Genomic DNA, 23,504 nt, shown 5'->3' with positions numbered 1-23,504 from the left:
TTATACCTCGTTAACGGAAAATCTCGATGAAGCGTCTCACCTTTATCATAACAATAGTAATGGTTGGCATCGTTGTCAGCATTGGACAGCAGCCCATCTCTCCGGCCATCCAGCAACAAGTGCAGTCAGAACTGCAGAAACGAGGTATTACTGAAGCAGAGCTGCGTGAACGTCTGTTGACCAAGGGTGTGGACCCGGACCGCATCACTCCCGAACAATTACCCCAGTTCCAGCAAATCATTGAAGAGACCATTGCCGAATTGGAAGCGGAGAAAAAAGCTGCCAAACCCGATACGCCAGATAAAACGGAAACAGAAGCCGCTGCCGGTAACCTGCCCACCCCACCACCTACTGAGAATCCTCCTGTGAAAGCTGAAACACCAGCTGTTACTCCAACGAATGTCCCGGACCAGGATCCGGAAAAAGACCGTATTTACGGGCATCACCTGTTTGAAAATCAAAACATCGCCGTATTCCGCAAGTCCGATGATGTCAAGGCGCCGGACAACTATTTATTGGGCCCGGGTGATCAGCTTGTTGTCTCCATCTTTGGCGCTTCCTTAAAAAATGAGGTACTGGAAGTTAGCCGTCAGGGTTTCGTCGAGCCTGGTGACCTGCCACGGATCTATGTCAATGGACTTACCCTTGCGGAAACCCGTGAGTTGCTGCAAAAGCGCTACGGCCAGCGGTATTTTTTTGGTCGAAATGAATTTATGGTTACCCTGAATTACTCACGCAGTATTACCATAAACATTGTGGGGGAAGTAAAGCGCTCCGGGAGTTACACGTTGCCTGCAATCAATACTGCTGTTAATGCCCTTATGGCTGCGGAGGGTTTGACCAATATCGCTTCTGTCCGGCAGATCAAGCTGATACGCAGTGGCTCCCCTGAAAAGGTCATCGACCTGTATGCTTATCTCAACGATCCAACGGTACAGCAGGATCTTTACATGCAGGATAATGACTTTTTATACGTACCCATCGCACAGCGTACGGTGACCATCCGCGGAGCCGTTAACCGTCCCTATATTTTTGAATTACTGCCTGACGAACAGCTTAACGCCTTGCTCAAATGGGCCGGCGGTTTGAAAAACAATGCTGCACTGAATAACATTCAGATCCGGCGTTATGCCAACGACCAGCAAACGCTGATTGATGTGAATCTTCGCGAATTGCAGGAACAGGGCCTCGACTTCACACTGAATGCAGGTGATGTCATTGTGGTGCCTTCGATTCCTACCACCGCAGAGAACGTGGTTACTGTACAGGGTGCCGTGGATTTTCCCGGGGAATATGCATATGAGTCCGGACTGCGCCTTTCTGATCTGTTGGCACGGGGCAGGCTGTCCCTGGCTGCCCGGAGGGATATTGCCTATCTGTTAAAACGCAATGTGGATGGCAGCATGCGCTACCACCTGGTCGATCTGGCTGCCGTGATTGCCAATCCTGCCGCTACGGCCAATACGGCCATCGAGCCTGGCGATCAGCTGATGATCTTATCTCAACGTACTTACATCGATGCAGGAGAGATCTCTGTAGCTGGTGCTGTCCGTGATCCCCGTTCCTATCCTTACAATGCTGCGACCGGATTGCATGTGAGTGACCTGGTAGTACTTGCCGGCGGGTTAACCGAAAATGCTTCAGCCATCGCTTATTTATATCGTCAATCTCCCCGCGATGACAATCACATCGAATACATCCGTCTGAATATCCAGGACATCGTACAGAACCCTGCTTCCAATCAAAACATTGCGCTCCTGCCGAACGATGAATTGCGGATTTACACCAACGACTACTTTCAGGAAAATGCCAATGTCCGCGTTGGTGGGGCGATCCGGAATCCCGGAGAATACCGCTACGATCCGACCCTGACGCTGACGGATGTGCTGCTTCAGGCGGGCGGACTTACCCTTGCCGGCGCAACGAACCGGATTGAGATATCCCGCGTGCTTATTAAGGCCAATGAACCCACCAGGATCGTGATCGCTACCGTACAGATCGATTCTTCTTACCGCATCATCTCCGGCCAGGAGTCGAGTCTGCATCTGGAACCTTATGACCAGATCTTTGTCCGCACCGTGCCGGATTTTGAATTACAGCAAAACATCACCATAGAAGGCGAAGTCACCTTCCCTGGCACCTATACCATCATTAAGGATAACGAGCGTCTTTCGGATGTGATCGCCCGTGCCGGCGGCCTGACAGCGGAGGCTTTTCCTCAGGGCATGGTTATCTTCCGGGAATCCGAAAATGTGGGACATGTCATTACCCGCCTGGATGAGGCCTTAAAGGATCCCGGATCCAATTACAACATCGTGCTGAAATCCGGTGACCGCATCATGATCCCGAAAACCAAAGATCTGGTGACCATTGAAGGGGTAACCAAAGCCCGTGAATTATATCCGGACCAATTGATTGACGGATCCAGCATCCATACGGCCTATCAGGGTGCCAAGAACGCAAAGTGGTACATTGATAATTATGCTGCTGGCGTGGGAGAAAACGGGTCCAAAAAGTCCATCTCGGTTCGCCTGGCCAACGGTCAACTGAAAAAAACCACCAATCTCGGATTGTTCAAGGTCTATCCCAAGGTAAAGGAAGGTTCTACCATCCGGGTTGCTGCAAAACCGGTCGAACCACCCACCTCACCGGAAGACCAGCAAAACAACAGTAAAGTGGATTGGGGCAAAGTGCTGTCCGACAGTCTGGCCCAGGCCACATCATTGCTCACGCTGATTTTATTACTTCAGCGCATCAACTAAATCCGGGATACCGATGACAGAACAGCAAACACCGGTCTACATCCAGGATGACGAAATTACCCTTAAGGATCTGATCCTGAAGATCCAGGAGTTCTGGCGGTTGTTATGGTCCAACAAATGGTACATCATTGCTTTCTCACTGGTTCTTGCCTTTCTTTCGGTTTTGCGCACTTATCTGTCTCCTTCTCAGTTTCCGGCCAAGCTGACCTTCATGGTGAATGAAGATGAAGGGTCAAATATGGGAGGCATCGCCAATGTCCTCGGTCAGTTTGGTTTCAGCTCAGGAGGTAAAAGTGAATACAACCTGGATCGCATCCTGGAACTTTCCCGGTCCCGTCGGATCATTTATCCGGTCTTATTGGATTCGGTGATCGTTGACGGTAAAGCAGATCTGATCGCCAACCACCTGATCCGGATTTATGACTTTCATGACCGGTGGGAGGATTCCAAGGACCCTAAACTTCCGGATTACTTTTTTACGACCGGCGATGAGGCTAAGCTGGACAATACCGGTCGAATCGCACTTAATTCTATTTACATTCAGGTTGTAGGTAACGAAAAGAAGAACAACGATCCCCTGATGAGCAACGGCTATGGTGAAGAAACTGCCATCCTCAACCTGAATATCACCGCTCTGAATCCGGATCTGGCCACCGGCATGGTGACCCGCATTTATGACGTACTCAGCTCCTATTATATAGAAAAATCGATCGAGCCACAACAGGAAGCCGTCAATGCACTGAAGCTCAAAGCGGACTCCTTAAAAATTTCGTTAAGCTCTGCAGAAGCACGGCTCGCCCGGTTCGACGATACGCACCGGAACCTTTATCTTTCTTCCGATGTCGTCCAGCGGGATCAATACCAGCGGCAGGTGAGCCTGCTAACCATCATGTATGGTGAAGTCATCAAAAACCTGGAGACTGCAAGCTTTGCCCTTCAATCCCAAATGCCTTTCTTTCAGACCATCGACGAACCTCAATTTCCTATTTTGCCTTCACCCAAATCACTGTTGAAAGCCATCCTGATCGGTGGCATATTGGGTGGCTTTTTGTCCTGTGGATTTTTCATATCGAGAAAAATTTACCGGGACGCCATGGCTACATAATATTGGAAATAATTATGAGTTTGAGTAATATTGTTACTCATTGTTATGATAGAGGCCCTGATATCATCGAAAACCCGGATTAAGCTGTTGTTAAAATTTTTTCTCAACAGCAACACCATTTCTTATCTCAGAGGACTGGAGCAGGAGTTTGGTGAATCGTCGAATGCAATCCGTATTGAATTAAATCGTTTCGAACAGGCCGGCTTGCTCACTTCTTTCACAGAAGGCAATAAAAAGTGGTTCAAGGCCAACAACACACACCCGCTGTTCCTGGAAATTCACAACATCCTACTGAAGCATCTGGGCCTGGATCAACTGATCCAATCCATCACCGAACGGCTGGGCAGCATCCAAAAAGTTTACCTCACCGGCACGTTTTCCAGAGGACTGGATGGACCCATTATCGACCTGATCCTGATTGGGGAGATCAACACTACTTTCCTGATTCAGTTGATCGAACGGGTGGAAAATATGATCCACCGGAAGGTGCGTTACATCATCTTTACTTCGGAAGAATCATTATTACCCAATTGGGAGGCATTTAAGCCGGAACCCTTATTATTGTGGTCGCATGAATAACACCCTGCCTACATATTACCGTAGCTCAGAGACGGAGACCAAATCCTGGTATGCCCTCTATGTCCGCTACAAAAGCGAAAAACTGGTTCAGAAACATCTGGAAGCTCACGGTATCGAGGCCTATGTACCACTACTGCGCCGGACCAAACGATATACCCGCAAGATCAAACACTATGATATCCCTCTGATCGGATGTTACGTCTTTGTCCGCATCGAAGCCAATCAGCATGCTGCGGCATTGCAGGCACCCCATGTCCTGGGTTATGTCCGCCAGGCAAAGGAAAAAGCACGCATTCCGGATCATGAAATAGATCTGTTAAAACAAATCACCGGCGAATTATATCCGCTGGAAGTGGTACAAACGCAATATGAAACCGGCGACTGGGTGGAGATCATTCAGGGTCAGTTGACCGGTCTGAAAGGAAAAATAATCAAGACGCTGGGTAAACAAGGCATGCTCATCGAACTGGAACACATCGGCATCGCCCTGCGACTGGAAGTCGACCCGGCTCACATTCGCCCACTACCCCGGTACCGGCTGGCCTAACCACCGTACCGGACTCAAATCGGATCCACAACTAGGACATAAGGCTGCGACTTATGATGGGCGGAGCCCATTAAAATTTGAGAATTGAGATTTATGATTTGAGATTCTTACCTGCTATGGATAAATATATTCTCTCGGAAAGATTTGTTTCACTCAGTCTGAGTCTGATTAGCCTATATAAGACACTCCCTGCCGAATATGAGTTTGAAGTTATTAAGAAACAGATTGTACGATCTTCCATGTCTGCTGGAGCAAATTATCGGGCTGCCTGTCGTGCTAAATCAACTGCCGACTTCATTTATAAGCTTAAGGTGGTCTTAGAGGAAATTGATGAAACTTTATATTGGTTGGAATTAACCGAAAGAATTTCTGATCATCAGAATCTAAAAGAACTGAATAAAGAAACCAATGAATTAATTGCCATCATCGTTGCGGCGATAAACACTTCAAGTAATCGATCATCTAAATCATAAATCCAGAATCTTCAATCTTCAATTAATATGAGAATTTCCGTTATCGGAACCGGATATGTCGGACTGGTCACCGGGACCTGCTTTGCCGAAACCGGCAACCAGGTGGTGTGCGTTGACGTGGACACCGAAAAGGTGGCCCGTATGCAGCAGGGGGAGATCCCCATCTATGAGCCTGGTCTCGATGTCCTGTTTGACCGTAACATCGAACAAAACCGGTTGCGCTTTACCACTGATCTGGAAGAAGGGGTGCGTCACGGCAGCATCATTTTCCTGGCCTTGCCTACCCCTCCCGGCGCTGACGGTTCTGCCGACCTCTCTGCATTATTGCATGTTGCAGAAGCCATGATCCCATTCATCGATACCTACAAGGTTATCGTGGATAAGAGTACCGTTCCGGTAGGTACGGCCGATCAGGTAAAGGAACTCATGAGTCAGAAGCTCTCAACAGACCTGTTTGATATCGTATCCAATCCCGAGTTTCTCCGCGAAGGAGCTGCTGTCGATGATTTTATGAAACCCGACCGGGTGGTGATCGGCACCGATTCAGAACGGGCAAGAAAACGCATAGATACCTTGTACCAGCCTTTTGTGAGACAGGGCAATCCCATACTTTATATGGATATCCGTTCGGCAGAGATGACCAAATATGCTGCCAACGCTTATCTGGCAACCCGCATCAGCTTTATGAATGAGATCGCCAATATTTGCGAGCAGGTGGGCGCCAATGTGGATCATGTACGACGGGGCATAGGCACCGATACCCGGATCGGAAAGCGATTTTTATTTCCCGGCGTCGGCTATGGGGGTAGTTGTTTTCCGAAAGATGTGCAAGCCTTGGCCAGGATTGCCGAAACATCCGGATACCACTTCTCCATCCTCAATGCAGTTATGGCGGTTAACCAAAACCAGCGGGAGCGGTTTGCCTCCAAAATCATCGATTATTTTGGCTCAAAAATTGATGATACGACCATAGCCATCTGGGGATTGGCTTTTAAGCCAAACACGGATGACATCCGGGAAGCGCCAGCTTTATCGATCATTGACAGCCTGCTGAAGCAGGGAGTCAGGATCAGGGCTTACGACCCGGAAGCCATGGACCATGTCCGCAGGCGTTATCAGGACCGGATCCATCTTGCGGAATCGGCATACGAGGCGCTTGACGGTGCAGATGCCCTGGTGGTGGTCACCGAATGGAACGCCTTTCGCACACCCGATTTTGAACGCATGGAATCCCTGATGAAAGGAAAAGTGATCTTCGATGGCCGTAATGTATTTGATCCGGAAGAGATGTATTCTTTGGGCTATCATTATGAAAGCATCGGCCGGCCATAATTTGAATTTCAATAAAACAGCATAATGGTTAAGAACCTTCATATGGTTGACCTCCATGGTCAATATGCCAGGATCCAGGATGAAATCCAGGCCGAGATCCAGGAAACACTGGATACCACTCAGTTTATCAATGGCCCCAAGGTAGACCGGTTTGCGGATGCTTTGGCCAATTACCTCTCCTGTGATTATGTCATTCCCTGTGCCAATGGTACCGATGCATTACAGATTGCCCTGATGGCGCTGGACCTGAAGCCGGGAGATGAGGTTATAGTACCATCCTTTACGTACGTCGCCACCGCCGAGGTCATTGCTTTGCTACAGCTTACACCGGTCATGATCGATGTGGAGCCTGATACGTTTAATGTGACCGCTGAACTCATCGAACCACACATCACACCCCGAACCAAAGCCATCGTTCCTGTCCATTTATTCGGCCAGAATGTTGATCTGGAACCGATCCTGGAATTAGCCCGCCGTCATAATATCTGGGTGGTTGAAGACGCTGCCCAGTCCATCGGTGCAGACTATACCTTCCGGGATGGTCGCACGATGAAATCCGGTACCATGGGACATATCGGCTGCACCTCCTTCTTCCCTTCCAAGAACCTCGGTTGTTATGGAGACGGTGGAGCCATCTTTACCCGTGATGCAGAGTTGGCAAAAAAAATAAAAATGATTGCCAACCACGGACAAAGTCAACGATATTATCATGAAGTGATTGGGGTTAACTCTCGTCTGGATGCTCTTCAGGCCGGGATCCTGTTGGTGAAGCTGGCCCACCTGGATGAATATGGTCACGCCCGGTACCAGGCAGCGCAGTGGTACCATCGCCAATTTGAAGGTAATCCCCATCTCACGACGCCGTATGAGGCGCCCTATACATCACATGTCTATCATCAGTATACGCTGAAGGTAAACAACGGCCAGCGGGACGCTCTGGATAAATATCTGACTGAACAGCACATACCACACGCCATCTATTACCCGGTACCATTGTATAAACAGAATGCATTTTCTCCCTTCCGGGGTCTGGTGGATTTCTTGCCGGTGACCGACCAACTTTGTAAATCCGTCATATCTTTACCCATCCATACCGAAATGGACGAAAGCATGGTAAAATACATTTCAGGCGTGGTCAATAATTTTTTTTGAGTACGTGACCTTAGCTGTTGAATTATATCTTCTGACTATTGTGTTCACGTATTCTAATTAATATGAGATATACCGGTTCTATTGAGAAAATGGTAGCATGGCAAAAATCGACCGCGATTGCTAAGGAAATTTATGTGTTGACCAGTTCTTTCCCGACTTCCGAATCGACCGGATTGGCGGCACAACTACGGCAAACGATTATTTCCACCACTGCAAGCTTAGCGGAGGCTTCTTCAGACATTCCTGATGAGGATAAGCTACCCTATTTAAAGCAGGCCAGTCATTACTGCATGGAGGCCATTTGCCTGGTCGAATTGGCCTACCAGATGGACTTCATTTCCTTCGATGTTCATACTTCACTGTTGGCCGGACTTAATGAGATCAACCAGCTGACAAAGGAATTATCCAGTAGTTTAATCGGTTATGCTCCCGATCCGGATACTGCTCCTCAGGCACTGGATTACTATTTCCATCCGACGGCTACCATCGATGCAGGCGCATCCATTGGCAAAGACACCCGGATCTGGCACTATTCCCATATTATGGGCCGGGCGGTGATTGGTAAAGGATGCTCCCTGGGTCAGAATGTGATGGTTTCCGATGATGTCATTCTGGGAAATAATGTAAAAGTCCAGAATAATGTCTCCATTTATACCGGGGTGATCTGCGAGGATGATGTCTTCATCGGCCCTTCTGTTGTCTTTACCAATGTAACCAACCCGCGCAGTGCGGTTAGCAGAAAGAATGAGTTTCTCAGGACTCTGGTGAAAAAAGGAGCCTCTATTGGTGCGAATGCCACCATCGTGTGCGGACATGATATTGGCCGTTATGCATTTATTGGCGCCGGCGCTGTGGTGACCAAACAAGTGCCTGATTATGCCTTGCTGGTTGGAAATCCGGCCCGTCAGATTGGCTGGATGAGCGCTCATGGCCATCGCCTTAACTTTGGCCCGGATAACAAAGCCATCTGTCCCGGATCAGGTGACACCTATCTGTTGGACGAGGGAACCGTAAAACCGGTATAAGATTTGAGACTACTACCTGGAAACTGGGAATCCGATCATTTTACCCAGATCCAATAACGCCTAAATTTTAATATGAAGTCATTTGCATTGATTGGCGCTGCCGGGTATATCGCACCACGGCACATGAAAGCCATCAAAGATACCGGCAACGACCTGGTTGCCGCCCTGGACACCAATGATTCAGTAGGTATCATTGATTCCTATTTCCCGCAAGCAGCTTTTTTTACCGAATTTGAGCGCTTTGACCGGCATGTTGAGAAATTAAAACGTCGCAACCATCCGATTGACTACGTCAGCATTTGTTCACCCAACTACCTCCATGATGCTCACATCCGTTTTGGGCTGCGTCATGGGACGGATGTCATCTGTGAGAAACCACTGGTCCTTAACCCATGGAACCTGGATGCGCTACAGGAAATCGAAGAGGAGACCGGAAAAAGAATTTATAATATTCTTCAGCTGAGGTTGCACGACAGTGTGATCAATCTGAAAAAACACATTGATGCCAATCCATCCAAGGAAAAACACCTGATCGACCTGACTTACATCACTTCCCGTGGTTACTGGTATTATACCAGCTGGAAAGGTGATGTTAACAAGTCCGGTGGTATCGCCACCAACATTGGTGTTCATTTCTTTGACATGCTCCACTGGCTCTTCGGAGCACTGCAGGAAAACGTCGTGCACATTCATGCTTATGACCGGGCCGCCGGATACCTTGAATTTGAAAAAGCCAAAGTCCGGTGGTTTCTGAGTATCAATTACGATACTCTGCCAGAAGACGTAAAAGCTTCCGGTAAAAGGACTTACCGTTCCATCACGATCGATGGACAGGAATTCGAATTCAGTGAAGGCTTTACCGAATTGCACACCCGCAGTTACGAGGATGTCTTGTCAGGTGGCGGCTTTGGACTGGAAGATTGCAGACAGGCCATCAACATGGTATATAGCATTCGTAATTCAAAACCGGCCGGGTACATCCCGGATCAGGCACATCCCTTTGCGGCAAAAGATGTGCCCTCGCATCCTTTTTATCGGTGATTGTTATTCGGCTAAATCCTTATTTTATTGAAGAAAAAAAGTACGTCTGGAATTATCTTCTGGGCGAGTTGCTGCAATTGCCTGTGCGATTTGAGGTCAGCGAGGATCAATCCGGATACCTGCTGCACTTTGATCAGGGAACGCTTTGGCTTGCCGATGCATTTTTTATCCGCAGCCAAACCATTGACCATCTTTATACCTTTGAAAATCTACCAGTCCAAGCGGTGCGCCTGAATCATCCGCTGGCTCCCGAAGGCGATCTGATTACGTTGTACGGGTCTCCGAAAATAAGCTCTACCGAGCAACGGGTGGATTGCCATCTGGACATTACTGCTTCGGTGTTTTTTATGCTGACCCGGTGGGAAGAAAACGTTGTGGATACCCGGGATGCGTTTGGGAGATTCCCTTTTTCTGCTTCCGTAAATTGCCGGTTTGAGTTGCAATACCGGCCATTGGTCAATGAATATGCCTTCTTTTTGGCCCAGGTGCTTCGTTCCCTCGGCTATCCGGTGGAATTGCCTGCCCGTGAGGTTCGGTTTTTACCTTCCCACGACATCGATTACATCTCATTATGGCCTACCTGGTACCACCGCCTGCGTACCATTGGCGGTGATATCCTGGTCCGGCGTGATTTAACCTTTACCCGCTGGATGTGGAAAGAATTTAGCAAACTGAAATCCAATCCGTACCACACGCTTGAACGGCTTATTGGAAAAGCGGCTGTGAGAAATGTGACAGCGACATTTTACATACGAAGCGATGAAGTGGACTATTCCCTGCAGGATAATACCCTACGGCAATGGTTAAAACGCATCGTCAATGCCGGTCACCGGCTGGGATTTCATCCGGGTATTGCCGCTGCCAGCAACGAAGAAATATTTTTGCGTGAGCTGGAAAAACTAAACACAATTCTACCGGTCAGGGTGGATGCCGGTCGTACCCATTATTTAAATTTTACCGTCCCCGATACCTGGCGCTATTGGCACGATGCTTGCATAAAGGAAGATAGTTCAATGGCCTATTCCGAGGAGCCGGGATTCCGGTGCAGTTGTTGTACCGCTTTTCCTGTTTTTGACTTTAAGCAGGGCATCGAAATACCGGTCCGGGAGCTTCCATTGCTTTGGATGGATAGGCATTTGACGAAGAAAAATTTGACGACCGAAACTGCGACCAGGTTGGTTCAATCTATTTGGGAAACCACCTGCAAGTACCAGGGTGATTATGTTTTTTTATGGCATAACTCGTCTTTTTATTTGCCGGAATGGAAACCTTACGATGCCGTCTTTGAAGCAGTTTACAGCTTTTAATTCAATCGTGTCATGTATCAGCAACTTCTGAATAAGGAAAAACGGATTGCCGTAGTCGGGTTAGGTTATGTGGGATTACCGATTGCGCTTGAATTTGCCCGCCATTTTGACGTCATTGGCTTCGACATCAATGAAAAAAGGATCAGTCTCATGCAAAAAGGCATCGACCCATCCCAGGAATTGGAGTCTTCTGCATTTGACAATACCAGCATTACTTTTACTGCCGACCCTGAAGAGCTCAAAAAGGCAAATTTCTTTATCGTTGCCGTTCCGACTGACATCGACGAGCACCGGGTTCCTAACCTCACCCCGCTGAAGAAGGCATCAGAAACAGTGGGGAAAGCCCTCAAAGCCGGCGATTATGTCGTATATGAATCCACCGTATATCCGGGATGTACCGAAGAAGATTGCCTGCCGATTCTGGAACAGCTTTCCGGGTTAAAAATGGGACAGGATTTCAAACTGGGCTATTCACCTGAGCGCATCGTGCCCGGTGAAAAAGTACGGACGCTGACCAAGATCCTCAAGATCGTCTCCGGATGTGACGAAGAAAGCCGCAGTGAGATTGCCAAGACGTATGGACACATCATTGAAGCAGGTGTCTATCCGGCGTCCAGCATAAAAGTCGCCGAAGCGGCTAAAGTGATTGAAAACACCCAGCGGGATATCAACATATCCCTGATGAATGAATTGTCGATCATTTTTGATCGCATGGGCATAGACACGAAAGAGGTTATTGAGGCTGCCGGTACCAAGTGGAACTTCGTGAAATTGTATCCCGGACTTGTTGGCGGCCACTGCATCGGGGTAGATCCTTATTATCTGCTGCACCGTGCCCGCGAATTGGGTATTGAACCCCAGGTGATCGCCAGTGGAAGAAGGGTCAACGACAACATGCCTAACTTTATCGCTAAAAAATTGGTTCAGACCATCATCCAGAAAGGTAAGAACCCCGGTAATTCCAAAGTACTGGTCCTGGGTGTAACCTTCAAGGAAGACGTAGCCGATATCCGCAATTCCAAGGTGGTAAACCTGGTGCGTGAGTTGATGGATTATTCGATCAATGTCCATTTGATGGATCCGCACGCCTCACCGAATGAGGTGGCTCATGAATACAAGCTGATGATGATGGAAGAGTTGTCCAGCAATTACGATGCGATCATTGTCGCCGTGGGTCATAAAGAGTACCGGACGATGACCTTGGAATACCTGCGATCATTGATGAATGGTCAGCCCATCCTGTATGATCTTAAAGGGGTCTTTGACCGGCCTACCGATCCCAATCTGGTCTACTGGAGACTTTGATAGATAATACTCCGGGTCTGATCCTGATTTGAATTTCTATTCTGGCTTAATTTGTACCTGCATCTGAACATCCGGTTCTCCGTCATCAGCCATGACCGGCTGGCTATCAAATCATTATCTCTTGGCTGAATACAGAACAGAGTCGCATGCGCGCAGTATCCTGAAAGGATTTACGTGGCGTATTGTCGCTACCTCCACCACCATTGCCATTACCTATTTCATCACCGGCAAGGTCGATACGGCCATAAAAGTCGGTGCCCTGGAGTTCATCGGAAAGATATTCATCTATTACCTCCACGAACGCGCCTGGATGCTGGTACCTCGCGGTACGATCAGGAGTTGGATGAAGCGGGGCAGCAAGGAAAAGTAGATCAATTAATGAGTTTCAAGAATATCCATTTATTTGGAACGGAGTCCCCACCTCCGGAGGGGATTAAGGGATGGATTTTAAATCTGACACTCTGAAATCGTGACATTACACCTTAATACCTCGAAACCGTGAATAATCTTCATCCCATCCACGATTCACTCGTTTCACGGCAGGAAAAAGAAAACCTGCTGGTACAACGTGGTATGGTATTCTGGTTCACCGGCCTGTCAGGTTCCGGTAAGAGCACCATAGCCACAGCCTTTCAACGGACGCTGTACGAGTACGGGTATGTCGTGGAAGTGCTGGATGGTGATAACATTCGCACCGGCCTCAACAACAATCTGTCCTTTACGGAAGCCGATCGCGCCGAAAACATCCGTCGCATCGCAGAAGTAGCCAAATTATTTTGTCAGAATGGCATCATCACCATCTGTTCATTCATCAGCCCGACCATCGCCATGCGTGAACAAGCACGTAACATCATTGGTCCGGACGACTTCATTGAAGTTTTTGTGGATACGCCCCTCGAAGTCTGTGAACAACGCGACGTCAAAGGTCTGTATGCGCGCGCTCGTAAAGGTGAGATCATGGGATTTACCGGCATCGATAGTCCATTCGAAGCACCCGTTAATCCTATGATCCGCATCGATACAACTGCGGTGGAGGTAAAGGAGGCGGTGGAGGCATTAATGGCAGAAGTGAGAAGCACAGGGTATGAGGTGAGAGGTATGGGGTATGAGGTGCGCAGTGAGGAGTTAACGGAAGATGAGGAAAAAATAGCCAGTGATTTCTATGCCCCATACAATAAAAAAAGTGTTCAAAATCTCATCGTCTGGCAGAAGGCTATGCAAATAACTTCACGAATTTTGAAAATGGTCGAAGAAATTAAAGAATTCGGTCTTAGGGATCAAATTATCAGGTCTTCGGTATCTATTGCATCTAATATCTCAGAAGGATATAATCGAGGAAGTAATAAAGAATTTATTCGTTATTTATTCATTGCAAAAGGCTCCGCATCTGAATTGCATACACAGCTATTGTTCGTTAAAGAATTATATACTTTCAATGATCTCGATGCTATATTGAATGATTTATCTGTGTTACTACAGCAATTGGGAAAATTAATCCAATATCGAAAATCTCATGGGTTCTGAATCATTTTCACAATTTTGATTTCTTTTCTCATACCCCATACCACACACCCCATACCACACCTCAATAATTAACTAATGAATTACCAAATAACACACTTACAGGAACTCGAGTCTGAATCCATCTACGTCATCCGGGAGGTCGCGGCACAGTTTGAAAATCCGGTCATCCTCTTTTCTGGCGGTAAGGACTCCATCCTGATGACCTATCTGGCGGTGAAAGCGTTTTACCCTGCACGCGTGCCCTTTCCACTACTTCACATCGATACCGGACATAATTTTCAGGAGACCCTTGATTACCGGGATTGGCTGGTAGAACATTATGGTCTAAAATTATTGGTCGGGTCGGTGCAGGACGCCATCAACCGGGGAGAATTGACAGAGGAGAAAGGGTATAACGCCAGCCGCAACAGCCTGCAGACGCATGTATTGCTGGAGTCCATCGAGCAGGGCAAATTTGATGCCGCCCTGGGTGGAGGCCGTCGTGACGAAGAAAAAGCACGGGCCAAAGAACGATTTTTCTCACACCGTGATGAATTCGGTCAGTGGGATCCTAAGAATCAGCGTCCAGAACTCTGGAATCTGTTCAATGGTCGCAAACATCATGGCGAACATTTCCGGGTATTCCCCATCTCCAACTGGACAGAACTTGATGTCTGGCAATACCTGGCCCAGGAAGAGGTGCCGCTGCCTTCCCTGTACTTCGCCCACGAGCGTACCGTGCTGGAGCGCGATGGCATATTACTGGCGGACTGCGATTTCATACCTAAAAAACCGGAAGAAATGCCCTTCACCGAACTGGTTCGCTGCCGCACCATCGGCGACATGACCTGCACCGGCGTATGGCGTTCTTCGGCGTCCACCATTGCAGACATCATCGAGGAAGTAGCTACCACCCGCCTCACCGAACGCGGTGGCCGCGCCGATGATAAACGGAGTGAGACGAGCATGGAGGACCGGAAAAAGCAGGGTTATTTTTAAGGCCGCTTTTCGCAATACGCTTTTCGCGATTCGCATAGTGATCAAATGCGAGATTACAAAAATTTGGAAATATGGAGATTGGGAATGGAGATCGCCAGTATTATTTATGAATTGGTTGACCAAATGCCATCAATTGAAAGGTATAACCTGCAAAGCCAAATGATCAGAAGTGCAATTTCAGTCCCTTCAAATATCGCAGAAGGGGCTGGTAGATCAAGCGAAAAAGAATTTAAAAGATTTCTGGAAATTGCACTAGGATCATTGTATGAACTCGAAACTCAGCTAATTCTAACGAAACAACGGTATACTATTGAAAACCTTGATTTTGATGAATTATTTGAACTCATCAATAAAGAGCAAAGGAAAGTATCCAGCTTCATAAACCGTTTAAATTAATTAACAAATACGCTCTTCATTTTACCTTGGCGAATCGCGTATAGCGTATACCGAATAGCGTATACCATATAGCTTATGAGTACCGAACTTCTCCGTTTTACCACCGCTGGTTCTGTCGATGATGGAAAGTCGACCCTGATCGGACGGTTATTATTTGACAGTAAATCGATCTTTCAGGATCAGTATGAAGCCATCGAGCAGGCCAGTGCCCGCCGGGGTGAAGAAGGTGTCAACCTGGCGCTGCTGACGGATGGCTTGCGGGCCGAACGCGAGCAGGGCATCACCATCGATGTAGCCTACCGCTATTTCAGCACACCCAAACGCAAATTCATCATTGCCGATACGCCCGGGCATATCCAGTACACGCGTAACATGGTGACTGGCGCTTCCACCGCTAATGTGGCCCTGATCCTGATCGATGCGCGCCACGGCGTGGTCGAACAGACGCGCCGTCATGCCATCATCGCATCCATACTGCAGATACCGCACCTGGTGGTCTGCATCAATAAAATGGACCTGGTGGACTACCAGCAGGACGTCTATGAGGCCATCCGCGATGAGTTTGAACATTTTGCCGGTCGCCTGGACATCAATGATATGCAGTTTGTGCCCATCTCGGCATTGAAAGGAGATAATGTCGTTGACCGGTCGGTCAACATGCACTGGTACGAGGGACCAACCCTCATGTATTACCTGGAGAATGTCCACATCGCCAGCGACTACAACCTCATCGATTGCCGATTTCCGGTGCAGCAGGTCATCCGGCCCAACACCGATGAATACCACGATTACCGCGGCTATGCAGGACGGGTAGGCGGTGGGGTATTCCGCAAGGGTGACGACATTGCCGTCCTGCCTTCCGGCTTTACCTCGCGCATCGCCAGGATCGACAGCTTCGATGGGGAGGTGGATGAAGCTTTCCCGCCGATGAGTGTGACCATGCTCCTGGAGGATGACATCGACGTCAGCCGGGGTGACATGATCGTCCGTGTCAACAACCAACCGGAAGTATCCCAGGACCTCGACCTGATGATCTGCTGGTTTGATCAGTCGAAGCCTTTGCAATTACGCGGTAAATACCTTATTCGCCATACCACCCAGGAGGCACGCTGCGTCGTTAAAGAGATCCGGTACCGGCTGAACATCAATACGCTGCACCGCGACATGGAGCAACCGCAGATACAGATGAATGACATTGCCCGCATAGCCATTCGCTCCACCAAACCCTTGTTCTCGGACCCCTACCGCCAGAATCGCATTACCGGCAGTGTCATTCTCGTCGACGAAGGAACGAACAATACGGTTGCGGCGGGAATGGTTATTTGATTTGTAATTAAGCAATTGATTCCACTCCGGATGTTGTTTGTTACCCCGATTAAACAATAAATAGCCTTGACTGCCGATCATCGGGATATCATACTTATCGGTTATTCCGGTCATGCTTTGGTCATATTTGAGATACTGACCTCCCAGGGATTCCAACCGGTAGCTTATATGGCGCCAAAGTCGGAAGAAAACCGCTATTTGAATCTGCCCTATTGGGGTTGGGAACAGGATCAAAATTCAATTTCAAGATTGATGGAAAACGGTTATTTCGTTGCCATTGGCAACAACAAAATCCGGGAACAAGTCAGTCACTATGTCTACGACATGATTCATTTCCATCCGGTAAAAGCCATTGCCAGATCCGCTCATATTTCACCGTCAAGTCAAATTGACCCCGGCTGTGTGGTCGGCGCGGGAGCTATCATACAACCAGGCTGTTCAGTAGGTATTGGGTCGATCATAAACACCGGCGCCCAGATCGATCACGAATGCCAAATCCATAAATTTGTCCATATCGGACCCGGATCGGTATTATGCGGGAATGTATCCATCGGAGACGGAACATTCATTGGTGCCGGCAGTACGATTATCCCGGGTGTTACCATTGGACGCAGGGCGATCGTCGGAGCAGGCTCGGTTGTCCTTCACGATGTACCTGATGGAGTAAAAATTGCAGGGAACCCCGCCAGAATATTACCATGAACGACTACCAGAAACATCTTATCCACGGCGACCTGAGTATCCGGGAAATACTTCAGAAACTGGAAAAGTTAGGCTCCGATGCCATTCTTTTTTTAGTGGACGGGAATGACCGTTTGCTGGGGTCACTGACCGATGGCGATATCCGGAGAGGCCTTATCCGCGGACTTGGGCTTGAAGACCCAATCCTGTCCTTCCTCCAACCCAATCCGCGTTATTTCAAGCGGAAAGAATTTACATTGGAGCAAATGACAAGTTGGCGGGAACAAAATTACCGGGTTATTCCGGTGCTCGACGACGACAACCACATTATTGATATTATAAATTTCAGGATCCAGCGTTCCTATCTGCCGATTGATGCTGTCATTATGGCTGGTGGAATGGGTCAGCGCCTGAGACCCTTAACCCTGAACACACCCAAAGCATTATTAAAAGTTGCCGGAAAGCCAATCATTGATTACAACATTGAACGTTTGATCTCTTATGGTGTCCGGAATTATACGTTAACCATCAAATACCTTGGTCAGCAGATCCGGGATCATTTGGGAGATGGATCTTCCCGCAAGATCCAGGTCCGGTATTACGAAGAAGAAGAACCGCTGGGTACTATTGGAGCTATCCGAATGGTGGAACACTTTGAACACGATTATGTGTTGGTCATGAATTCAGACCTGCTTACGGATATAAATTTCGAAGATTTGTATCGTGAACTGGTAGAAAAATCAGGTGACATGATTATTGCTACCACACCCTACCAAGTCAAGATTCCTTATGGTGTTATCGAACCGGAAGGTGATCACATTAAGTCGCTCCGGGAAAAACCCACCTACACCTATTATTCCAATGCGGGAATTTATCTGTTCCGGAAAGAAATGACGGAATTCATTCCTCCCAATCAGCATTTTGATGCAACCGATTTAATGAATGTTTTGATTGAAAATGGCAAAAAAGTGCTGCACTTCCCCATCCTGGGCTATTGGCTGGATATAGGACGTCATCAGGATTTTGAGAAAGCTCAGAACGATATCGGTCGTTTACGATTGTAACAGACGGATATCCGATACCTGCTCACTATACTATAAATAATTTACCACGCGTTCTGATATCAGAACGTCTAACCCATGCCGTCAAAGCGCATTTTACTGGTGTCTTTTATCGTTGACCGGCCTTATCTGTCGCAATTGGCTTATCTGCTCCATCAACAGGACTATGACGTATATCACTACCTGATTGCAACGGGGGAACTTAAGCACAATGGAGAAGTGGCCAGTCCGGCGGTTTCAAACAGGCGTCCTGACAAATTATTGAAGCGCTTTTTTGCCATCAGCAACAAGCTAAAGAAAATGCAAGGTTTTGATGCCCTGCATTTTCACTATTCCCATATCGTGTATCTTCCGGTTTATTATTGGTGGCGTCGTTTTTCTTCTGCATTCGTCCATACGATCTGGGGCAGTGATTTTTACCGGACTGCAGCCTGGAGACATCGCATCTTTCGACTCTTTTACGGCAAGATGAATGAAATTTCATTTGCCAATAGCCGTACGCTGCAGGCTTTTGCTCAAAAATACACCACGCTGGCAGGCCGTCTTCATCTCGCCCGCTTTGGTTTGATCAGTCTGGATATCATCCGAAAAATACGATCACAGGAGCATGAATATGAGAGCCGGAAAGTGCTGGGCTTGCCCCGCGACTTACCAGTGGTCTGCCTGGGATACAATGCAACCCCTGCTCACCAGCATATTCCCGTTCTGCGGCAGATGATCCAATCGTACCGCCCGGACACGGCTTATCATGTGGTCCTGACATTAACGTATGGGAGCACCTCGGATGCTTATGTGGAAGAAATTAAAGAATTATTGTCCGAAGCGCCCTTTACATCCAGTGTTTTCACCGATTACCTCAGCCACGAGGACGTCGCCCGGTTGAGGATGGTGACCGACATTCTGATTCATGTTCCGGTTACCGATCAGTTATCGGCTGTCTTTCAGGAAGCCCTGTTCTGTGGCTCCCATGTGATTGCCGGTCGCTGGCTGGAGTATCAGGATCTTAAGAACCTGGGTATTTCCTGGAATGAAGTGGATACCCTGGATGAGATTGTTCCTATTCTTCATCATTTGATTGCGAGTAAATCCAAGGCTCAAAATTTCGAAGCGGAGATAGGCCAATTGTCCGGATGGGATCAGGTGCTGGGGCAATGGATGAGGTTGTATGGATAGATAGGGAATAGTGTGTTGCGGTATTATGGTATAATGGTGTTGTGGCCGATGGAGTGTTTTGGTATGGATATTGCCTTTAGAAATTATGGGAGATTTCACAAAGCTATTGGTATGGCAAAAAGCAAGGGAACTTGTTGCTATTATTTACCGATTGACGAATTCTTCTCCCATTAATGAAGATTTCCGTTTCCGCGATCAGCTCAGAAGTGCAGCTGTTTCAATTGCGGCTAATATTGTTGAAGGAGATGAGTTGTACGAATGCACAAAGTGTGAGGCATTTTTACATTGTTAAAGGTTCCTGTGCTGAGGTGATAACTTTTCTTGTCCTTGATGAAGATATTGGATATCTCGAACGAGACATTGTACCATCTCTGATTGAAGAATACCGGCATGTTTCACACATGTTGTATAAGTTGATCGAAACTCGTCATTCCCCTCAAACCAAAAAACCATAATACCATAACACCTTTATATCATGCGTATCCTAATCACCGGCGGCGCCGGATTCATCGGCAGCCATCTTGTTGAAGCGCTACTTGCTGATCCCCGCGTTTCTCATGTCCGGGTTCTGGACAACCTGGCCACAGGCAACCGGCTGAACATCGAGCCCTTCATGAACAACCCCAAATTTGAGTTCATGTGGGGGGATATCCGGGAATACAATACGTGTTTTGATGCGTGCAAAGATATCGACCTGATCACCCACCAGGCGGCGTTGGGATCGGTACCACGCTCGATCAAACAGCCGCTCACGACGAATAATGTAAACATCGGCGGCACGCTGAACATCTTTACCGCGGCGAAGGATCTGGGGATCAAGCGGGTTGTTTATGCAGCTTCATCTTCCACCTATGGAGACAGTAAGGAGCTGCCGAAGAAGGAAGAGATCATCGGTTCCCCGATATCCCCGTATGCGGTCACCAAGCTGGTGAATGAGCTGTATGCTCAGGTATTTGCCAAATTATATGCCATGGAGTTTATCGGGTTGCGCTACTTTAATGTCTTTGGACCCCGGCAGGATCCGAATGGCGCCTATGCAGCGGTTATTCCGTTGTTTTTTAAGGCCGTCCAGGAAAACATCGCGCCGACCATCAATGGCGATGGTAGCCAGACCCGTGACTTCACTTATGTCGCCAATGCCGTAGAGGCCAATAAACTGGCCCTGTTTACTACGGATGCCAATGCTGTCAACCAGGTCTACAACGTAGCCTGCGGCGAGCAGACCAGTCTGAATGAGCTGTGGGATTACATCACCGCAATAACAGGCTCCTCCCTCCAGGCAAAACATGGCCCCGGTCGTCTGGGCGATGTGCAGCACAGCCTTGCAGATATTTCGAAGATCAAGCAGGGTCTGGGTTTTGTGCCCCTGGTAAAGATCCGGGAGGGATTGGAAATATTAGCTCCGGAGTATGCGGTGATGGTATGAGGTTATTCCTTACGCTGATTATAAACACCTTCCATCTGTGTTATCTGCGTTAATCTGTGTCCTAATAAACACCTAACCTTTTTTCCTGATTTAACTCCATTGAACCAGCATTCCTCCAAAGGTTCTATTTTATTTTACGACATCCAGTCATCAGGACATCACAAGGAATACCTACAACATATCATTAACCATGATGCTCCGGATACTCCATGTTACATCTGTGTCAACAGCAATTTGTATCCTGAGTTTTCCAACTGTTCCAACAAAACAATTATCCAAATCCCTGATCATCTGACCGGTCGTCCAGCAGATGAACTGCGTTGGATAAGAAGTATCTGCACATCTCAGGTAATAAGTTCCGTCTTTCTACTTAACATTGATCCCTATATAAAATTCATACGAACACTTAGAAATAGCGGGATCAGTATTTCTGGCATATTTTTTCATCCTCCCCATAGGATAACCATCCCCTCGGGAAGTACATTAAGAACATCCTTAAGCCTGCTGTATAAAAAGATCTATGGTTACTATTTGATGCATCTAGCCCAGCGATATGGGATCATCAAAGTGCTTTTTATCCTCGACGACCGCTGGGGAGCGCGCTACCTGGACAAACGATACAAGTATCAGGTAAGAAACCTGCCGGATCCTGTTCTGCCATTAAAAATAAATAACCATGGCTCGGATGGCGTTAAGGATACTGCTAACCACCAGATTCTTCTTTTTGGATCGATATTCCCACGCAAAAATATTGAGAAGCTGTTTATAGCCGTAAAGGAACAAAAGATAACCAACTGTACGATAAACATTGTGGGTAAGGGTGATCCAGCTTACGTGGACAAACTAAAATCAATATCGGCCGATTTACCTGTACACGTGAACATCATCAACCGCTTTGTAGACCTTGCAGAAATGGCACAATGGTTTAGTACAACGGACATTGTTCTTATGGTCTATAAAAATTTCTTCGGTGCCAGCGGTGTTCTGGGCTATGCAGCTTACTTTAATAAGCCAGTTATTTGTTCTACCGGTGGATTAGTTGAGTACCTGGTTACTAAATATCATCTCGGCAGGTGCATCGATCAGGGTTATCATGCCCTGAAAGAAGCACTGGCTAACTGCGTTCAATATAAGCCTAGCAGCTACAACAAAGTGTTTTTGAAAAATAAAACACCGGAAAACTATTGTTCTAATTTATTCCGACTTGTCTAACAAGTGGCTTTATCAATCACGTCTTTGAGTATTTACTTAACAAGTATAGAAATGATTGCATTTGCCCTTATAGGGAGGTTAAACGTAATTCCTTACAGACAATTTTGAAAAGTCTGCTAGCAAAAAATATTGCCTGGAGTGCTTACGGGGTTGTATTGACCCAAGCGACTACGTTTATTACTCTTCTTATATTAATCAGAAACCTGACACCATCAGATTTTGGATTAGTAAACATGGTCGTAATCATCGCAGGCTTTGCTAATGTAATCGCGGATTTTGGTTTTGGACAGGCATTGATCCAGAATAAGGAGGCAAAAGAAATCGATTACTCTACTGTATTCTGGGTCAATATTGTATTAGGATCAATGATTTTAGATATTGGTTTAAGCCACGGCCTTAGAAACCGCTTAACCCCTATACATCTCAAAATAAGGATTAATATAAAAGTGCGAAAACGCTAGTGAAAGTACGGCGTATTTAATGTTATTGTTATTATTATTGGCGTAGTAATTATTATTGGCTTACCTATCACAATTTTTATACCATGGGAAAAAATTTAAATATTAATGATTTGAAATATTATTTCAACAAACATCTTGATTTTATTATCTCTAATCATTGTCGTTTAAGAATAGTTAAACTAATTGAATCAATAGGATATGCCTATCAATGGTCCTCTTTAAGTAATTTCTTACAAATAATAGGTCAATTAATAACATTATCACTCCTATATATTATCCATTCATTTACAAACTATTCATCATCACGCCTACTTACGTATGCAATTATAGTTTCTCTAGTTCCTGCTGTAATTTTATAATATCATCTTTATTCTTATTCAGAGGGAGGTTTAAAGATGTTAAGCCAGAATACAAATATTTTGACAAAGCGAAAATAAAAGATATTTTAAGTCTAGGTTTTGATTTCTTCATTATTCAAATATCCATAACCATTCTTTATACAACAGACAATTTTATTATATCAAACATTTTTAGCCCCAAGGATGTAACGCCCTATTATATATTACTTAAATATTTTGGTTTCCCATTGATCTTCTTTAGAACAATAATGAATTCATATTGGTCAGCTATAACAGTAA

General features: G+C 46.9%; 24 protein-coding genes. All 24 read left to right on the top strand.

Going from position 1 to position 23,504, the window contains the following annotated elements:
• The first annotated feature begins 59 nt into the window (after positions 1–59).
• The 24 genes from H6570_20835 to H6570_20720 all read left to right on the top strand — a co-directional run bounded on the left by H6570_20835 (position 60) and on the right by H6570_20720 (position 22,866).
• A complete protein-coding gene (locus H6570_20835; protein ID MCB9321739.1) occupies positions 60–2,762 on the top strand; it encodes an SLBB domain-containing protein in 2,703 nt (900 codons plus the stop codon).
• Positions 2,763–2,775: 13 nt separating this feature from the next.
• Entirely contained in the window at positions 2,776–3,867 is a 1,092-nt protein-coding gene (locus H6570_20830) for a hypothetical protein (GenBank protein ID MCB9321738.1), read from the top strand.
• A 45-nt stretch (positions 3,868–3,912) separates the two neighbouring features.
• Entirely contained in the window at positions 3,913–4,446 is a 534-nt protein-coding gene (locus H6570_20825) for an ArsR family transcriptional regulator (GenBank protein ID MCB9321737.1), read from the top strand.
• Positions 4,439–4,993, top strand: coding sequence for a UpxY family transcription antiterminator (locus H6570_20820; GenBank protein ID MCB9321736.1), 555 nt, complete (start codon positions 4,439–4,441; stop codon positions 4,991–4,993). The genes H6570_20825 and H6570_20820 overlap by 8 nt, the downstream gene beginning before the upstream one ends.
• Before the next feature lie 116 nt (positions 4,994–5,109).
• Positions 5,110–5,466 (top strand): four helix bundle protein, encoded by a 357-nt coding sequence (locus H6570_20815; protein MCB9321735.1) that lies wholly within the window; start codon positions 5,110–5,112, stop codon positions 5,464–5,466.
• Positions 5,467–5,493: 27 nt separating this feature from the next.
• Positions 5,494–6,798, top strand: coding sequence for a UDP-glucose/GDP-mannose dehydrogenase family protein (locus tag H6570_20810; protein ID MCB9321734.1), 1,305 nt, complete (start codon positions 5,494–5,496; stop codon positions 6,796–6,798).
• A 24-nt stretch (positions 6,799–6,822) separates the two neighbouring features.
• Complete coding sequence (locus H6570_20805) at positions 6,823–7,950, top strand: DegT/DnrJ/EryC1/StrS family aminotransferase (GenBank protein ID MCB9321733.1); 1,128 nt, start codon at positions 6,823–6,825, stop codon at positions 7,948–7,950.
• Between the two features lie 326 nt (positions 7,951–8,276).
• On the top strand, positions 8,277–8,975 hold the full coding sequence (locus H6570_20800; protein MCB9321732.1) for an N-acetyltransferase: 699 nt from the start codon (positions 8,277–8,279) through the stop codon (positions 8,973–8,975).
• A gap of 72 nt (positions 8,976–9,047) precedes the next feature.
• Positions 9,048–10,016: a Gfo/Idh/MocA family oxidoreductase gene (locus H6570_20795; GenBank protein ID MCB9321731.1), complete on the top strand. Its 969-nt coding sequence runs from the start codon at positions 9,048–9,050 to the stop codon at positions 10,014–10,016.
• Complete coding sequence (locus H6570_20790; protein ID MCB9321730.1) at positions 10,013–11,323, top strand: hypothetical protein; 1,311 nt, start codon at positions 10,013–10,015, stop codon at positions 11,321–11,323. Before H6570_20795 ends, H6570_20790 begins: the two co-directional genes overlap by 4 nt.
• A 12-nt stretch (positions 11,324–11,335) precedes the next feature.
• Positions 11,336–12,628 (top strand): nucleotide sugar dehydrogenase, encoded by a 1,293-nt coding sequence (locus H6570_20785; GenBank protein ID MCB9321729.1) that lies wholly within the window; start codon positions 11,336–11,338, stop codon positions 12,626–12,628.
• A gap of 91 nt (positions 12,629–12,719) precedes the next feature.
• Positions 12,720–12,998, top strand: coding sequence for a DUF2061 domain-containing protein (locus tag H6570_20780; protein MCB9321728.1), 279 nt, complete (start codon positions 12,720–12,722; stop codon positions 12,996–12,998).
• Positions 12,999–13,126: 128 nt separating this feature from the next.
• Positions 13,127–14,152 carry an adenylyl-sulfate kinase gene (gene cysC / locus H6570_20775; GenBank protein ID MCB9321727.1) on the top strand — a complete coding sequence of 342 codons (1,026 nt, stop codon included), beginning with the start codon at positions 13,127–13,129 and terminating at the stop codon, positions 14,150–14,152.
• Between the two features lie 75 nt (positions 14,153–14,227).
• The gene (cysD, locus tag H6570_20770; GenBank protein MCB9321726.1) at positions 14,228–15,130 is read left to right on the top strand and encodes a sulfate adenylyltransferase subunit CysD; all 903 of its coding nucleotides are present in this window, start codon (positions 14,228–14,230) and stop codon (positions 15,128–15,130) included.
• Positions 15,131–15,175: 45 nt separating this feature from the next.
• Complete coding sequence (locus tag H6570_20765; protein MCB9321725.1) at positions 15,176–15,526, top strand: four helix bundle protein; 351 nt, start codon at positions 15,176–15,178, stop codon at positions 15,524–15,526.
• 75 nt (positions 15,527–15,601) lie between these two features.
• Complete coding sequence (locus H6570_20760; GenBank protein MCB9321724.1) at positions 15,602–16,852, top strand: GTP-binding protein; 1,251 nt, start codon at positions 15,602–15,604, stop codon at positions 16,850–16,852.
• Positions 16,853–16,918: 66 nt separating this feature from the next.
• Entirely contained in the window at positions 16,919–17,554 is a 636-nt protein-coding gene (locus H6570_20755) for an acetyltransferase (protein MCB9321723.1), read from the top strand.
• Positions 17,551–18,597, top strand: coding sequence for an NTP transferase domain-containing protein (locus tag H6570_20750; protein MCB9321722.1), 1,047 nt, complete (start codon positions 17,551–17,553; stop codon positions 18,595–18,597). Before H6570_20755 ends, H6570_20750 begins: the two co-directional genes overlap by 4 nt.
• 75 nt (positions 18,598–18,672) lie before the next feature.
• On the top strand, positions 18,673–19,767 hold the full coding sequence (locus H6570_20745; GenBank protein MCB9321721.1) for a hypothetical protein: 1,095 nt from the start codon (positions 18,673–18,675) through the stop codon (positions 19,765–19,767).
• 85 nt (positions 19,768–19,852) lie between these two features.
• Positions 19,853–20,059 (top strand): four helix bundle protein, encoded by a 207-nt coding sequence (locus H6570_20740; protein MCB9321720.1) that lies wholly within the window; start codon positions 19,853–19,855, stop codon positions 20,057–20,059.
• A complete protein-coding gene (locus H6570_20735) occupies positions 20,037–20,222 on the top strand; it encodes a four helix bundle protein (GenBank protein MCB9321719.1) in 186 nt (61 codons plus the stop codon). Before H6570_20740 ends, H6570_20735 begins: the two co-directional genes overlap by 23 nt.
• 20 nt (positions 20,223–20,242) lie before the next feature.
• A complete protein-coding gene (locus tag H6570_20730) occupies positions 20,243–21,193 on the top strand; it encodes an SDR family oxidoreductase (protein ID MCB9321718.1) in 951 nt (316 codons plus the stop codon).
• A 531-nt stretch (positions 21,194–21,724) separates the two neighbouring features.
• Complete coding sequence (locus tag H6570_20725; GenBank protein ID MCB9321717.1) at positions 21,725–22,405, top strand: glycosyltransferase; 681 nt, start codon at positions 21,725–21,727, stop codon at positions 22,403–22,405.
• A 104-nt stretch (positions 22,406–22,509) separates the two neighbouring features.
• Positions 22,510–22,866, top strand: a complete 357-nt coding sequence (locus H6570_20720) for an oligosaccharide flippase family protein (GenBank protein MCB9321716.1) — start codon at positions 22,510–22,512, stop codon at positions 22,864–22,866.
• The last annotated feature ends 638 nt before the right edge of the window (positions 22,867–23,504 follow it).

The organism is Lewinellaceae bacterium (genome assembly GCA_020636135.1).
Taxonomy (GTDB): domain Bacteria; phylum Bacteroidota; class Bacteroidia; order Chitinophagales; family Saprospiraceae; genus JAGQXC01.
Note: the sequence above shows the minus strand (reverse complement) of the source record. Positions and strands in the feature narration are given on the sequence as shown.

What these genes read in the sequence shown, in the direction of transcription:
- H6570_20835 (MCB9321739.1), top strand. Translation starts at nt 60, where the DNA reads ATGGTTGGCATCGTTGTCAGCATTGGACAGCAGCCCATCTCTCCGGCC.
- H6570_20830 (MCB9321738.1), top strand. Translation starts at nt 2,776, where the DNA reads ATGACAGAACAGCAAACACCGGTCTACATCCAGGATGACGAAATTACC.
- H6570_20825 (MCB9321737.1), top strand. Translation starts at nt 3,913, where the DNA reads ATGATAGAGGCCCTGATATCATCGAAAACCCGGATTAAGCTGTTGTTA.
- H6570_20820 (MCB9321736.1), top strand. Translation starts at nt 4,439, where the DNA reads ATGAATAACACCCTGCCTACATATTACCGTAGCTCAGAGACGGAGACC.
- H6570_20815 (MCB9321735.1), top strand. Translation starts at nt 5,110, where the DNA reads ATGGATAAATATATTCTCTCGGAAAGATTTGTTTCACTCAGTCTGAGT.
- H6570_20810 (MCB9321734.1), top strand. Translation starts at nt 5,494, where the DNA reads ATGAGAATTTCCGTTATCGGAACCGGATATGTCGGACTGGTCACCGGG.
- H6570_20805 (MCB9321733.1), top strand. Translation starts at nt 6,823, where the DNA reads ATGGTTAAGAACCTTCATATGGTTGACCTCCATGGTCAATATGCCAGG.
- H6570_20800 (MCB9321732.1), top strand. Translation starts at nt 8,277, where the DNA reads ATGGACTTCATTTCCTTCGATGTTCATACTTCACTGTTGGCCGGACTT.
- H6570_20795 (MCB9321731.1), top strand. Translation starts at nt 9,048, where the DNA reads ATGAAGTCATTTGCATTGATTGGCGCTGCCGGGTATATCGCACCACGG.
- H6570_20785 (MCB9321729.1), top strand. Translation starts at nt 11,336, where the DNA reads ATGTATCAGCAACTTCTGAATAAGGAAAAACGGATTGCCGTAGTCGGG.
- H6570_20780 (MCB9321728.1), top strand. Translation starts at nt 12,720, where the DNA reads ATGACCGGCTGGCTATCAAATCATTATCTCTTGGCTGAATACAGAACA.
- cysD (MCB9321726.1), top strand. Translation starts at nt 14,228, where the DNA reads ATGAATTACCAAATAACACACTTACAGGAACTCGAGTCTGAATCCATC.
- H6570_20765 (MCB9321725.1), top strand. Translation starts at nt 15,176, where the DNA reads ATGCGAGATTACAAAAATTTGGAAATATGGAGATTGGGAATGGAGATC.
- H6570_20760 (MCB9321724.1), top strand. Translation starts at nt 15,602, where the DNA reads ATGAGTACCGAACTTCTCCGTTTTACCACCGCTGGTTCTGTCGATGAT.
- H6570_20750 (MCB9321722.1), top strand. Translation starts at nt 17,551, where the DNA reads ATGAACGACTACCAGAAACATCTTATCCACGGCGACCTGAGTATCCGG.
- H6570_20745 (MCB9321721.1), top strand. Translation starts at nt 18,673, where the DNA reads ATGCCGTCAAAGCGCATTTTACTGGTGTCTTTTATCGTTGACCGGCCT.
- H6570_20740 (MCB9321720.1), top strand. Translation starts at nt 19,853, where the DNA reads ATGGGAGATTTCACAAAGCTATTGGTATGGCAAAAAGCAAGGGAACTT.
- H6570_20730 (MCB9321718.1), top strand. Translation starts at nt 20,243, where the DNA reads ATGCGTATCCTAATCACCGGCGGCGCCGGATTCATCGGCAGCCATCTT.